This window comes from Rahnella inusitata (genome assembly GCF_003263515.1).
Classification (GTDB): domain Bacteria; phylum Pseudomonadota; class Gammaproteobacteria; order Enterobacterales; family Enterobacteriaceae; genus Rahnella; species Rahnella inusitata.
Window position 1 is genome coordinate 1 of sequence record NZ_JYDE01000030.1, and the last position, 14,989, is coordinate 14,989.

7 protein-coding genes and 1 pseudogene are annotated in these 14,989 nt (G+C 47.8%); 4 read left to right on the plus strand and 4 right to left on the minus strand.

The window, feature by feature from the left end; translation table 11 throughout:
* Window positions 1-45: 45 nt before the first annotated feature.
* From TU92_RS16840 to TU92_RS16850, 3 genes and pseudogenes are all read left to right on the plus strand, one after another.
* Window positions 46-821, plus strand: a pseudogene (locus tag TU92_RS16840) (DUF4942 domain-containing protein).
* Between the two features lie 51 nt (window positions 822-872).
* Window positions 873-1,289: a DUF6088 family protein gene (locus TU92_RS16845; protein WP_112168343.1), complete on the plus strand. Its 417-nt coding sequence runs from the start codon at window positions 873-875 to the stop codon at window positions 1,287-1,289.
* Between the two features lie 1,012 nt (window positions 1,290-2,301).
* Window positions 2,302-9,006 (plus strand): Ig-like domain-containing protein, encoded by a 6,705-nt coding sequence (locus TU92_RS16850; protein ID WP_168990328.1) that lies wholly within the window; start codon window positions 2,302-2,304, stop codon window positions 9,004-9,006.
* A gap of 381 nt (window positions 9,007-9,387) precedes the next feature.
* Here the strand turns inward: TU92_RS16850 and TU92_RS16855 are convergent, their stop codons facing one another.
* Complete coding sequence (locus tag TU92_RS16855) at window positions 9,388-9,720, minus strand: hypothetical protein (RefSeq protein ID WP_112168345.1); 333 nt, start codon at window positions 9,718-9,720, stop codon at window positions 9,388-9,390.
* A 628-nt stretch (window positions 9,721-10,348) separates the two neighbouring features.
* On the opposite strand from TU92_RS16855, the gene TU92_RS16860 reads away from it, so the two are divergent.
* Complete coding sequence (locus TU92_RS16860; protein ID WP_112168346.1) at window positions 10,349-11,485, plus strand: porin; 1,137 nt, start codon at window positions 10,349-10,351, stop codon at window positions 11,483-11,485.
* Between the two features lie 91 nt (window positions 11,486-11,576).
* Here the strand turns inward: TU92_RS16860 and TU92_RS16865 are convergent, their stop codons facing one another.
* The 3 genes from TU92_RS16865 to TU92_RS16875 form a co-directional block, all read right to left on the minus strand.
* Window positions 11,577-12,893, minus strand: a complete 1,317-nt coding sequence (locus TU92_RS16865) for an MvaI/BcnI family restriction endonuclease (protein ID WP_112168347.1) — start codon at window positions 12,891-12,893, stop codon at window positions 11,577-11,579.
* 155 nt (window positions 12,894-13,048) lie between these two features.
* A complete protein-coding gene (locus TU92_RS16870; protein ID WP_112168348.1) occupies window positions 13,049-13,516 on the minus strand; it encodes a very short patch repair endonuclease in 468 nt (155 codons plus the stop codon).
* Between the two features lie 5 nt (window positions 13,517-13,521).
* Window positions 13,522-14,946 (minus strand): DNA cytosine methyltransferase, encoded by a 1,425-nt coding sequence (locus TU92_RS16875; protein WP_112168349.1) that lies wholly within the window; start codon window positions 14,944-14,946, stop codon window positions 13,522-13,524.
* Between the last annotated feature and the right edge of the window lie 43 nt (window positions 14,947-14,989).

Below are 14,989 nucleotides of genomic sequence, written 5' to 3' on the forward strand. Positions count from 1 at the left end.
AACTCTAAAGCTGTGGCCAGTTTTTGTTGACCACTACAAACCAGCATTGAACGCACCGTAACGAGCCGCAATTCCGCACTGAAACAGATTGAGGAACTGATCCAGCAACTTGATGCGATCTCTACGCTGACCAGCAGTATTGGAGGTAAAACAGCCCGTGACTGGGCGATGCGTCAGGAGTTTCGTTGTGGCTGTTGGCTCATGGAAAATGTGAAAACCGCAATGAGTACGATAACCCGCAATCTTGATCGCAGCATCTGGCGTGACCTGATGCAAAAATCTGGGATGCTGGCACTGATGGACGCTCAGGCGCGTAAGCAGTGGGATAATAATCTTGAAGGTGACGATATTCCTGAGATCAGCGAAGCCAATATTCTCAGTACCTTTGAACAACTGCATAGTAGCAAAGCAGATGTGTTTGAACGTGGCATCATCAACGTGTTCAAAGGATTGAGCTGGGACTACAAATCCAACAACCCGTGTCAGTTCGGCAAAAAGATCATCGTCAATAGCTTGGTGGATCACAACCGCTGGGGTTTTCGGCTCAACTGGGGATGGCGGCGGGATCAACTGGCTGACCTTGAACGTATGTTGTTTCTGTTAGATGGAAAACCCATTCCGGAAAACCGCAACGATGTGACGGTCAGATTGAGTGAGCACATTAACCAGCAAAGTACCCCGAAAATTTTGACGATGCGTATTTTTCTATCCGCTATTTTCAGAAGGGAAGTGCGCATATCACGTTTAAGCGCCCAGAGTTGATTGACCGAATGAATGACATTATTGCGAAACACTATCCGGGAATACTCGCTACAAGATAAGTTAAGTGTCGTATGTTTGCCATGATGAAGAAATGACCAACGGATGATAACATGACTACAAAAGCTCGTATTCAGTCACGACTGAAACGCTCAAAGTGTTATGTTTTCACTCGTGACGATTTCAAAGATCTTGCTGGCTACGACCAAATTGGCAGAGCACTGCATGAACTGGTGAAGGAAGGACTATTGCTGAAAGTAGGCTATGGCGTCTACACTAAAGCACGAAAAAATATAATTACTGGCATGCTAATGCCTGCTGCTCCTGGTGGTTCCGCAGCGGTAGTGATAGAGGCATTGGAACTCTTGAAAGTAGATTACTGTCTGGTAGGAGCAACGAGTGCTTATAACAGTGCGAAATCTAAGCAGACCCCCATTTCACTTGACGTTAAAGTGTCGTCGCGCTTCAAGAGAAGTTTTTCGGTAGGGAATAGTCAATTAAACGGGCGCTCTAAAAAAGCTATCCAATGACGCATTACGGAAACGAGAGTTTGGTATAATCGGTGCCGAATAGCTTCTGAAACGGCTCAATTGATCTACTCGCTTTTTGTACTGATTTTCGTTTGTGGGTACAAGTGCGGGTATAATCCCTAATCGTTAAAAATAAATAATATTGAAATCAGTTGGTTGAGTGAATTATTCGAGTCCGGCCTTCGCACCATTAGTATGTAAATAGACCTCAACTGAGGTCTTTTTTTATGCCTAAAATCCAGTCCCCGCAAGGCTTTGCCCCGCTTTTCAGTCAACATAAGTCAACCTGATTCAATCTATATCAACTTACTGATGTGGATACAATTGTGGGTATATCCCGCTTCGATAATGTTTGTACCCACACAGAACCTTTGAAAGGTTACTCAACATGGCTCTCAGTGATGTGAAGGTGCGTACAGCTAAGCCTGAACCTAAAGCATATAAGCTTACCGATGGCGACGGCAGGGGGTTATTAGATTGCGAGGTATCTTTCGGAATATGATTAAATGTATATAAATAGTTATCTGTTTTTATTATTTCCAGCATGCGTCAGATCAACGCCTTTAATATAAAAGCTGAAAAAATCGCTGATTAAGTTCTTATGATTGATTGTTCAAATTAGTTTTTATTATTTAATTAAGATTTTCTTAATAATGCATTAAGTAGCTAGTTTTTCTTTGTTAATGTATTTTAAGTTGACCCTGCGGAAATTATTTTTATTGGATTTATGTTATTTCGCGAGGCTTATTCCACTACATCCCTTTGAGCGAAAGATCTTATGCGAATTTCCAAATCAATATGCCTGTTGCAAATAGGCGTACAGTTCTTTTATTCCTCTTTGTGCGTCTACTCCTTTTCGTTTGAGGCCATAGCAAGCCCCACGTCTGAAAAGCCATCTGCACAACAGAAAGCGGTGTCGACCGGTGAACCGGCCTCCGCTTCCCCCTCTTCGGACATACAAAAAACAGATGTGGACGCTGATGTTGCTGGTATGGCTGCTCAGGCTGGCGACATGCTGCAGAACGATGACCTGAGTAGCACGATTGTCTCCGGAGCTACCGGGAAAGCGGCGCAAAGCGTGGAGGACTGGCTTAATCAGTTCGGTACGGCGCAGGTGAAAGTATCTACCGATAATAACTTCTCTTTAGAGGAAGCAGAGCTGGATCTTTTGTTACCTTTTTATGATGATAAAACGAATTTATTTTTCACCCAGCTTGGTTCGCGCCGGGTGGATGACCGTAATATTATTAATACAGGTCTGGGCTACCGCCATTTCTCTGATAAGTGGATGTGGGGGGCGAATACCTTTTATGACCGACAGATTTCAGAAAATCATCACCAGCGGCTGGGTATTGGCAGTGAATTAGGCTGGGATTATTTAAAAGTATCTGCCAATGGCTATTTACGTTTGAGTGAGTGGATGGCCTCTTCACGCTATGAAGATTATGACGAACGCGCGGCAAATGGTTTTGATATTCGCACCGAAGGTTATTTACCGGCCTGGCCGCAACTGGGTGCGAGCATTGTTTATGAACAATATTTTGGTAATAACGTCGATCTGTTTAATGACGATGATAACCGTCAGAAAGATCCTTATGCGGTCACTGTCGGTCTAAATTACACGCCATTCCCTCTGATGACTGCGGGTATGAGCCAGAAGATGGGGAAAGGGGATACCCAGGATATTCAGGTAAATCTGTCCTTTAGCTACGCCCCTTCCGTCAGTCTGGATAAACAACTCGATCCTTCACAGGTGGCGGTGCGACGCTCACTGCTCGGAAGCCGTCAGGATTTAGTGAACCGTAATAACACCATTGTGCTGGATTATCGCAAGCAGGATCTGATTTCACTGGGTTTGCCGGATAAGATGCAGGGGACAGAAGGCGTCACGTTGCCTGTCCATGCGGTGGTGAACAGTAAATACGGTCTGGAACATATCGACTGGCAGGCAGCAGAACTGACTCAACACGGTGGGAAAATTACGCAGGATAAAAATTCTGGCCAGTACAGTATCACGTTACCGGCGTACCAGTATGGTGGGGAAAATAACCACTATATCGTGAGTGGTAAGGCTTACGATGCGAAAGGTAATGGCTCAAATATCAGTCAGATGAACGTCTATGTGACGGGTTATGATGCTTCCGTCTGGCAGGCTTCCACGACGGCAACGCCAACCACGCTCATTGCCGATGGCACCAGCACTTCGGTGGTCACGGTCAGGATTGCGGCGAATGGCCAGCAACCTGTCACGGGCGTCGCTAACCAACTGAGTGCAACCCTCAAACTCACCCCTTCAGCCACATCGGGCAGTGCACAGACCACCACCGCACCGGTCCAGAACGCCAAGATTTCAGGCTTTACCGAAAACGCTCCGGGCGTCTATACCAGCACCTTTACCAGCGGTAATGTGGCGGGAACCGCAGATGTTACCCCTGTCGCGAATGGCACCACGCAGCTGCCCGCCGCGCGTATTGTGCTGCAAAATGCAGACACCACACCGGTGCTCAGCACGCTGAGTGCTTCGAAAACCAGCGCACTGGCGAATGGCGTCGATGCCGTACAACTCACGGCAAAAGTGTTAACACCGGAAGGATTACCTGCTAAAGGCGTCAAGGTATCCTGGAGTGCAGACAATGCCAGTGCTCAGCTCTCATCGGCTCAAAGCGTCAGTGATGATAACGGGCTGGCCACTCTCAGTGTCAGCAGCATGAGCGTACTGAACACCACGGTTTCGGCACATCTCGAACAGGGCGAGTCACTAAAAAGTGATGTGCTGAGTTTTGGTGCTGACACGGCAACTGCGCAGGTCATGAGTCTCGGCGCAGACAAAATACAGGCGACTGCGAATAACACCGATAAAGTGACGCTGGTCGCGAATGTCGTCAATGCGCAAAACCAGCCGCTGACGGGGGCAAAAGTTGACTGGATGGTCGAACAAGGTTCGGCGACGTTAAGCGCAGAACAAAGTACGACAGACGAGAAGGGCAACGCCCAGTTGACGATGACATCAGGCGTTGCGGGTGACGTCGTGGTCTCTGCACGTTCCGGTACGACGGAGGCTAAAAAAACGGAGGCGATAAACTTTGCCGCTGACAATGCCAGCATGGCTATCACCAGTCTGACGACGGATAAGGCCCAGGCCCTGGCGAATGGCACCGATGCTATTACTTATCGGGTTACGGTCACCGATGCGAATGGTAATAAAGTTCAAGGTGCTCCGGTGAGCTGGAGCAGTGACGTCACGACGGCGAAACTGTCGGCCAGCAACGTCACCACGGATGCGCAGGGGGAGGCGAGTATTCAGGTCACCACGACGACCGCGAGCAATGTGATTGTCTCCGCTAAGTTAGCGGTAGGCTCTGCCAGCCCGGCACCTTCTGTCACCTTTACCGCAGATGCCAGCACGACGCAGCTTAGCGCCGTGACGGCAGACAAAACCCAGGCTCTGGCGAACGGCGCCGATCTGATTACGTTGAGCACCAAAGTGACCGACGCTCAGGGGAATATCTTAGCCAATACGGACGTGAACTGGAGCACGAACCCGGCAACCGGCACGCTGTCAGGCAGCAGTACCAAAACCAACGTGCAGGGTATTGCTACGGTGACGCTGGCCTCCAACAATGTCAGCGATTACGTCGTGACGGCTTCGGCAAACGGTGTGAGCGCGGAGTCCTCTTCTCTGGTCTTTGCCGCAGATGCCGCCACAGCGAAAATTTCTACGCTGACGGCGGATAAAACGACGGGAGTCGTGGCAGGTAAAGATAAGGTGACGCTCACCGCGATCGTCGTGGATGCGAATAACCATCCGGTGCAAGGGGCCACCGTCAACTGGAGCAGTGATAACAGCACAGGCCAGTTCACGTCGGCCTCCAGTGTCACGAATGCTGAGGGTGTGGCGACGACGCAGTTCAGTGGAACTCAGGTGCAAACCACGACGATTACTGCCGCCATGTCAGGCAGCAGCAAAACGCAGTCGATTGACCTTATTGCTGACGCCGCTACGGCAACGGTAAGCAACGTGGTTGCGAGTAAATCGCAGGCGCTGGCCAACGGCGCCGACACAGTGACCTGGACGGCAACGGTGAAAGATGCCAACCAGAACCCGCTCAATAATATGGCGGTCAACTGGAGCAGCGATAATGCCAGCCTGAAATTATCAGGCAGCAGCTCGCAGACCAACTCAGGCGGTGTGGCTACTATCACGGCAACCTCGGTGAAAACCGCCGATGCCATCATGACGGCAGCACTCACCACACCGGCAGGCAGCGCCAGTGCCAGCAAAGTGAGTTATATCGCAGATGCCAGCACGACGCAGCTTAGCGCCGTGACGGCAGACAAAACCCAGGCGCTGGCGAACGGTACCGATCTGATTACGTTGAGCACCAAAGTGACCGACGCTCAGGGGAATATCTTAGCCAATACGGACGTGAACTGGAGTACGAACCCGGCAACCGGCACGCTGTCAGGCAGCAGTACGAAAACCAACGCGCAGGGTATTGCCACGGTGACGCTGTCCTCCACCAGCGTCAGCGATTACGTCGTGACGGCTTCGACAAACGGTGTGAGCGCGAAGTCCTCTTCTCTGGTCTTTGCCGCAGATGCCGCGACAGCGAAGATTTCAACGCTGACGGCGGATAAAACGACGGGAGTCGTGGCAGGGAAAGATATTGTCACGTTGACCGCAACGTTACTGGATGCGAATAACCATCCGGTGCAAGGGGCCACCGTCAACTGGAGCAGTGATAACAGCACAGGCCAGTTCACTCCGGCTTCCAGTGTCACGAATGCTGAGGGGGTCGCTACTGCTAAGTTCAGCGAAACGAAAGCCGATCCGACGCTGATTACCGCAACCTCCGTCGGTGGGAGTAAAACACTGTCGATTGACGTTATTGCTAACGCCGCCACGGCAACGGTAAGCAACGTGGTTGCGAGTAAATCGCAGGCGCTGGCCAACGGTGCCGACACAGTGACCTGGACGGCAACGGTGAAAGATGCCAACCAGAACCCGGTCAATAATATGGCGGTCAAGTGGAGCAGCGATAATGCCAGCCTGACGTTATCAGGCAGCAGCTCGCAGACCAATACAGGCGGTGTGGCGACTATCACGGCAACCTCGGTGAAAACCGCCGATGCCATCATGACGGCAGCACTCACCACACCGGCAGGCAGCGCCAGTGCGAGCAAAGTGAGTTATATCGCGGATGCCAGCACGACGCAGCTTAGCGCCGTGACGGCAGACAAAACCCAGGCCCTGGCGAACGGTACCGATCTGATTACGTTGAGCACCAAAGTGACCGACGCTCAGGGGAATATCTTAGCCAATACGGACGTGAACTGGAGCACGAACCCGGCAACCGGCACGCTGTCAGGCAGCAGTACGAAAACCAACGAGCAGGGTATTGCCACGGTGACGCTGTCCTCCACCAATGTCAGCGATTACGTCGTGACGGCTTCGACAAACGGTGTGAGCGCGAAGTCCTCTTCTCTGGTCTTTGCCGCAGATGCCGCGACAGCGAAGATTTCTACGCTGACGGCGGATAAAACGACGGGAGTCGTGGCAGGTAAAGATACGGTGACGCTCACCGCGATCGTCGTGGATGCCGGTGATCATCCGGTACCGAATATGATGGTCACCTGGAGCAGCGATAACAATGACGGTACTTTCACTATGGTGTCTGGTTCGACAGATGCTGAGGGTGTGGCGACGGCTCAGTTCATTGCGACTAAGGTGCAGACGACAATCATTACGGTCAGGGCGGGCGATGACAGCAAAACACTGTCGATTGACCTTATTGCTGACGCCGCTACGGCAACGGTAAGCAACGTGGTTGCGAGTAAATCGCAGGCGCTGGCCAACGGCGCCGACACAGTGACCTGGACGGCAACGGTGAAAGATGCCAATCAGAACCCGGTCAATAATATGGCGGTCAACTGGAGCAGCGATAATGCCAGCCTGAAATTATCAGGCAGCAGCTCGCAGACCAACTCAGGCGGTGTGGCTACTATCACGGCAACCTCGGTGAAAACCGCCGATGCCATCATGACGGCAGCACTCACCACACCGGCAGGCAGCGCCAGTGCCAGCAAAGTGAGTTATATCGCGGATGCCAGCACGACGCAGCTTAGCGCCGTGACGGCAGACAAAACCCAGGCGCTGGCGAACGGTACCGACCTGATTACGTTGAGCACCAAAGTGACCGACGCTCAGGGGAATATCTTAGCCAATACGGACGTGAACTGGAGTACGAACCCGGCAACCGGCACGCTGTCAGGCAGCAGTACGAAAACCAACGCGCAGGGTATTGCCACGGTGACGCTGTCCTCCACCAGCGTCAGCGATTACATCGTGACGGCTTCGACAAACGGTGTGAGCGCGAAGTCCTCTTCTCTGGTCTTTGCCGCAGATGCCGCGACAGCGAAGATTTCAACGCTGACGGCGGATAAAACGACGGGAGTCGTGGCAGGGAAAGATATTGTCACGTTGACCGCAACGTTACTGGATGCGAATAACCATCCGGTGCAAGGGGCCACCGTCAACTGGAGCAGCGATAATGCCAGCGGCATTATCACGCCGGTGTCTGGAGTGACCAATGCCAGCGGGGTAGTCAGTGCAACTCTGACCTCAACACTTGCACAAAGTACAGTGGTGACAGCCAGTGCAGGAAGTAGCCAGAAAACGCTGCCGGTTGAGTTTATTGCTGATGCCAGCAGCGCTAAGGTGACGATTGTTGCAGATAAAACACAGGTTGTGGCGAACGGGACGGATGCGGTGACCTGGAGCGCAACGGTTCTGGATGCCAATAATAACCCGGTGAATGGCGCTAGCGTAGACTGGAGCCGTGATAATGCGAATGTGACGCTGGCGGGCAGCACCAGCCAGACACAGGCAAACGGCAAGGCCACCATGACCGGCACCTCGTTAAAAACGGGTACCGCTATTGCGACGGCCACCCTGACGGAGCAACAAAGTAGCGCGCAAGCCACGGCGGTGACGTACATTGCTGATGTGAGCACGGCGAAATTAAATCTGACGGTCGACCGCCCAAGTGTTTCTGCGGATGGTCAGGATTTTGCGACCTATAAAGCGACAGCGATGGATGCCAATGACAACCCGATCACCAATACCACGGTTAACTGGGCTACCACGTTGAATAAGTTAACAGCGAGCAGCAGTGTGACCGACAGCAGCGGCGTGGCGACGGTGGGTATTTCGGGGACCGCGGAGGGTAATGCAACGGTCACGGTGAGCCTTGGGGATGCCAGTCAAACTAACAGCGATGTGACCTTTGTCACAAAGTTTAATGTAGACTGGGTGATTGCCGGGTACTCAGGAAAATACTCTACTGACTATGTCAAGGGTCATCCTAACCTGGGGTTCATTGCCAACGCACCGACAACCGGTCCGACTTCTATTCTTCCGGATGGCGATGATGGAGTGTCCACTTTGACCATACCAATGACCGATGAAAAAGGAAACGAGGTGACGGTTACTTTTGGCGGACAGCGTGAGACAGTGTGCACTAAGGAAATATTTAACGCATCAAATTTATGTCGCAACTCGGATGATACTAGAGCTGATTTATCTTTTACAGTGGCCGATAACAAAGATTTGCCTGCTGGGGTATACCACGGGACGATCCACTTTTCTGCCAGGACATTTGATAGTAGCGTGGACACCTCTAAATATGAGGTTAATGTTCTCCTGACGGTGAAATAAGTAGTAATGCCTGAGAGGCGGGAGCGATCCCGCCTTTTTTTGTTAACTGAAAAACCTGTACGGAAACTCTCGACCCTAACGGAATAGCGTTTCGCCCTATTTTATCCACCTGTAAGCTTTTTCAATACCTCCCCAGAAAAACCCCTTCACATCAAAAAATTGCTGAAAATCAGCACTGTGTCTGATGGTTATGGCTGCATGAATCCGTGCGCCTTATCATATTTAATAAGCGATTTATCCTGATCCAGCCACTTCACTATGGAGGTTGCGATTTCTACTTCGAAGTGGAAAGCAACTCGCCGAACGCGGTGCAAGAACATATGTTGACTTCTCATGTTCGGACGACGGCGTACAATCTGATGCAGGATCTTGCCTGGGGCATTAATACATCGGATAAGCCGTAATCTTCCTGGTTTTCGCCAGACCATTATTGGCCTTCTCACACAATTCAAACAGCGCAGGAATGAGGTGGGCTGATGCCTTCAGATAGCCACTAACCTGCGCGATGCCCTCCGGCGGCAGCATCTCGCAGTTCTCCAGCCCTTCGCTCAGGCAGAGCAATCCCTGACACAGTCCTTCGGCGGATTCAGTGGCCAGCGCACCGAGATCGTAAAGTTGCGCTTCGGCGAAGTTGCCCAAATCCAGCTCGGCAATGAGTGAGCGGAATACGGTGATGGAGTTGGCGGTAAAAGCGGTGTTGTCGGTATCAGTCATGATGGTCATTCCATTGTCAGTGAGTTGAAATCCCATTTTCGGCAGGGATGTTGCCGCTGCGAAATGACTCTATCCCTGTTGATGCACCAAATAAATAACCTGTATGTATTTACAGTATCTTGTTGCGATAAATGGAAGGTATCTCGCAAAATTGGCGCAGCGGGCAGGGGAAATTCCTCATCAAAACCGAATTGGAGAATAATAAAATTAAAATGGTTAATAATTATCTCAGTAATCGAAATATTATTCTGATTAAGCCATGGTGCGGGGTCTGTTAAATTTTAACATGTAGCGTCTGTCACGTTATGTAATTATCACGGTGGCGTAATTTAATTATAGGTGCTATTTTACTGATGTAATTGTTATGAAATATGTCAATCATGCAAGCCTGATGGTTTGCAATTGACTTTATTATCACCACATCGTATTTTATTTATCCATAAATATACATTTTATTTCATTGTCTTACATATACAAATTAACTTGTTTGTTTATTGGTCTCTATATCGCATTTTCTTATAGGGAACTTTCTGATTTATCACTTTGTCGTGCGAACTACCTATGTTAATTATTTATACGCGGCGTAAGACCGCACACACATCACATAAATAATAATGACAGGGTAATAATGAACAATTTTAAAGCGTCAATCTTAATTGGCGGCGTCGTGCTGTCGGCATTATCGGCGAGCGCGCAGGCCGAGATTACTGTTTTAGATAAAAACCCGCAGAGTAACTCTTTGCTGGCACCGTTAAGTTTACAGGTGGGCGGAAGTATCCGTCCTGAATGGATATTCAATAACGGTCCGGAGCCGGGCTATTATAAAAATGGTCATGATGGCGGCACCCGCTTCCGCTTCCGTGGCGATTATAAACTCACTGAAGACACCTCGATCATCGGTTACTACGAACTGGGTGTGGACATGGCGCACCTGCTGGGAATGGACAACCATTACGCAGAAGGTGCTCAGCGCGATACGCAACGTCAGTTATACGCCGGTATTAAAGATGACCGTTACGGGACATTAACCTACGGCCACCAGTACGGGATCTATTATTCAGTTGTCGGGATTAAAAGCGATGTCTGGGATAACGATGGTCACGCGGGCGGTACGGGCATTGGTATTAACGGCAACTACGATGGCGCAAATAAGCCCAAAAACAGTATTAAATATACCAATGATTTTGGTCCTGTGACGCTGTATGCCAACTACTTATTGCCTGAAGATGAAATTCAGGCGGGTGAGGATCAGCATTATCGCCGTAATAATGGCGGTGGTGTAGGTTTTGATTATAAACTCACCAAAGATTTAGTCTGGAGTGCGGCATACAGCCTGACGGACGCGACTGTCAAAGATAATCAATATAATGAAAAAGATTATCACCAGCAGCTGTCGGGGACGGCATTAACCTGGCAGCCTAATAACTGGTATATCGTTGGCACCGGAAGTTATTACAAAGATTTTGTGCCGAGCACACGTGAAAATCCTGTCGATCATTACTTCGCGGGCAGTGGTTATGGTGTAGAAGGGTTCGTCGGTTATACCTTTAATATCGATGCGCCGTTCCTGAAATCCGTTCAGCCATATGTCGCAGCGGACTCCCTGCAACTGAAAGGCGGGGAAGAGTATCACGCCAACCACGTTTATCTGGGCGCGGGTACAACCATCGGTTACGGATTATCTGTTTACGTGGAGCGCACGCTGGCGCACTCATCAGATGACGAAGCCGACGCCACCTGGGTTACGGTGTTCTACGATTTCTAATCTCACACGCTTCGTGAGTCATTAAGCCAGCGCGTTTGCGCTGGCTTAAAACAGAGGCTGAATGACTATTCTGGTTGTTTATTTAAGTCCGCTATTTTATTTCAAGTTCTTCTGTAGCGGTATAAATACTATTTATATCCTTCCATTTTATCCTGAGTTGATTTCTTCTTTTGAGTTTTATTGTTCCATCTGAGTATTTAACATTGATGCCGGGATCATAGTAAATAACAGAGGTTGCCAAAGATGTGAAAAATTTCTTTAATTCAGCTCCTGTTGCCAGGGTTACAGTTGGTCCGTAACTGTACGATATTTTTAAATCTTCTTTGTTAGCGATATAAGAAACGAAGCAAGTTTTAGCATGCTTTCTTTTCCAATGATTGAGAAGTTTTTCAAAGCTCCATCCGGCCAATAAGTCACCGTTTTCGTTTCGGAGATTTAGCCCACCACTTGGATCTACTATCTCCTCTTTACGTAAATCATAACCCTCGAGATTTAATGATAACTTTGTTTTTATATTTTCTATGCCGACTTTATGTATGCTGGCAAAATCTACGCGATTTTCTTTTTTACTCGTAGCATAGTTATCCATAAAGTTATGTATGTCATCTGTATAAAGGCCAGAGTTCGGCTCTGGGGTCATAAGTGTTACTGGACCGGATGAATGAGCCTTTAATTCCCAATCTATAAAATCAGGTTCAGATCTACCGTTTGGAATAATCCCAAAAAAACTTTCTAAAGTGAATCCTGCACCATTCATTGCATGGTATGGAATGATATTACCATTGCGGTCCAACCTTCTTGACGGAATGAAACCCAGTGAAAATATTCCTCTGAGTTTATCGAGAAGAATTTTTCTACTGTCATAGATATCATTCTTGTCTTCATAAAAAATTGAGAAGATAAGTTGTAATGATTGAGATTCAATCATGTTACTGATTTCTATGGATAGAACACTATCCCAGTCACTCATATATGAAAGGACATGATCGTCGCATATGCCAAGTATCATATAACGACTTTTATTTTTTCTTTCTTCTCTTTCAGAAATGCTAGGAGGTTGCATCAAATGAGAAGGGGATATAGAGCAACCTTTAAGGACTCCGGAAAGTCTAATTTCAGGATATTTTGGATATAAAATTACTTGAGCATTCAAAGCTTGCTCTTTATTGCTTTCAGGTGTGATCCAAAAAAAATCTATTGCTGCTTTAAATATTGCTCCTTTAGAGGATATTCCTGAGCTTAAAATATCCTTTACAGGAAGATCTTGAATGACTGAGAAATCTGAACCTAAATAAATTTGGTTTTTGGAATTGTCATTGTTAGAAAGTTTTTTTATGACTATTCTTTTGGCCCCAAACTTCCTCATTACTGAGGTGATTTTATCCATATTAACAATTTCGTCACTCACAACGTTTCTCCATGAACAGAAAATCAATCTGGGATCCAGAGTAGCGCTAATGATATGAAAAATGAATAAATTTTTTTGATAGCAGAAGAAAACAAACTATGGATAAAAATTTTATATTATAAAGAATAAAACGGTATATCTATATCAGTTACACGTTAAAGTATATTTATGCCAGCTGAATCTATTTCTGCATGATAACTACTTGCACAGAGCCATTCCTCAAGTCTCGCTGCGATTTCAACCTCAGACAGTTTCAACCGCCCCTTCAAACAACATTCCCAGACTATCAGAATGCGCCATCCACTTGATGAAAGATTCTGCATGACTCTTTGATCATTTAGCACATTTTTTTGAATCTTCTCTATCCAAAAGTCTGTTCTGGTTGCGGGGACTTTGAAGAGATGACAATCGTGATGATGCCAAAAACACCCATGTACAAAGACAATTGCTTTGTAATCATCTATCACAAAGTCTGGTTTACCCGGCAGATCCTGAACTTGTTCTCTGTAGGTGAAACCAGACTGCAAAAGCAATTCACCGACCTTCTTCTCAATGGCTGTGCCACGGTTCTTAATCGCTCGCATATTCTTGCTTCGCGTTTGGGGATCGTGGACATCAGCCATTGAGTTTACGCAGCCTTATCAGATTTACGTTCAACAGCTTTCGCAATATAGGGGGCAAGTAACTTTGCGACCGCCGCGAAGACTGGAACCACCACTGAGTTACCAAACTGGCGGTATGCTTGTGTGTCAGAAACAGGGATACGGAAAGACTCTTTGCCGGGTTGTTCGAAGCCCATGAGTCGGGCACATTCCCTTGGCGTCAGACGACGAGGCCTGTTGGTTTGATTCTCAGGATTATCGAATTCAGTTTCACCCAGTTCTTTATTCCATCCCCGGTCAATCAAAATTTCAGAACCATCTTTGTGATATCTGGCTGAAAGTGTTCTTGCAACAACCGCCGGATTTTCAGGATCAACTAAGCCAAACCCGAAGCCATTGCCCTTGGCCTGGTGCTTTTTGGCATAATTGTATAAATATTTCCAGAGAAGCGGAGTCAGAATATATTTTTTATCGTATTCATCCTGAAGCAACTCCTTGAAGCTGGTGCGTTCTTTAGGGAAATATTGGCTGATATTTTTTAACGTGAAATCTTGATGTATGTTCAGTGAGCGACGAAAGCCGACCAGAACGATACGTTCACGGTGCTGAGGGAGGAAATGTTTCCCATCAATAATTTTAGGATCGCCAGAACCCGTGATATCTGCATCCGCAACGTCATAACCGAGTTCATCAAGTGTTTCCATAATGACTTTAAACGTTTTGCCTTTATCATGACTTTTAAGGTTTTTAACGTTCTCAAGCACAAATATGGAAGGTTTTTTTGCGACAATAATTCGAGCAACATCAAAGAATAATGTGCCCTGAGCTTCGCATTCGAAACCATGAGCTTTACCTAACGAGTTCTTCTTAGAAACACCAGCAAGTGAGAAAGGCTGGCATGGGAAACCAGCCAGCAGCACATCATGGTCTGGAATTTCTTTATCGATGTTTTGATAAGCTTCTTCAACATCAATGTCCACGTTATCACTCAGCGTAATTTCTCTGATATCGGAATTGAAAACGTGCTCATTGGGATCGCTGTACCAGTTCGCTTTATAAGTGCGAACGGCATCCTTATTCCATTCGCTTGTGAACACGCACTTACCACCAATGTCTTCAAACCCTTTACGGATCCCACCGATCCCTGCGAACAGGTCAATAAAGCGAAATTTATAGTCAGGGTGAGTTTTGGGTGGTTTCGGAAGCATACTTTTGAGAGTGATAATTTCGCACTCTGTGAGTGAGCGCTGAGTTGCTTTTCCATTTAACCAGCGGTTAAGAGATTCGCGCGACCAGTCGTTATTGTATTCGCGTAGTGTTTCCGCAATCGCTTTTTGGTCATAGATTTCCAGCAAACGACGAACCAAAGCTTTATCGTTTTCTAGCTGGAGCCGCATGTCTTCTGCTGCTTTTTTGATTTGTTCTACAGTTGAAGCTTCAGATTCGGTCATTTAGATTGTGCCAATTTATGGGACGAATGAGTGACACTTTATC

Excerpts from the sequence above, each read along its gene's own strand:
- TU92_RS16845 (WP_112168343.1), top strand. The coding sequence starts at position 873 with ATGACTACAAAAGCTCGTATTCAGTCACGACTGAAACGCTCAAAGTGT.
- TU92_RS16850 (WP_168990328.1), top strand. The coding sequence starts at position 2,302 with ATGCTGCAGAACGATGACCTGAGTAGCACGATTGTCTCCGGAGCTACC.
- TU92_RS16855 (WP_112168345.1), bottom strand. The coding sequence starts at position 9,720 with ATGACTGATACCGACAACACCGCTTTTACCGCCAACTCCATCACCGTA.
- TU92_RS16860 (WP_112168346.1), top strand. The coding sequence starts at position 10,349 with ATGAACAATTTTAAAGCGTCAATCTTAATTGGCGGCGTCGTGCTGTCG.
- TU92_RS16870 (WP_112168348.1), bottom strand. The coding sequence starts at position 13,516 with ATGGCTGATGTCCACGATCCCCAAACGCGAAGCAAGAATATGCGAGCG.
- TU92_RS16875 (WP_112168349.1), bottom strand. The coding sequence starts at position 14,946 with ATGACCGAATCTGAAGCTTCAACTGTAGAACAAATCAAAAAAGCAGCA.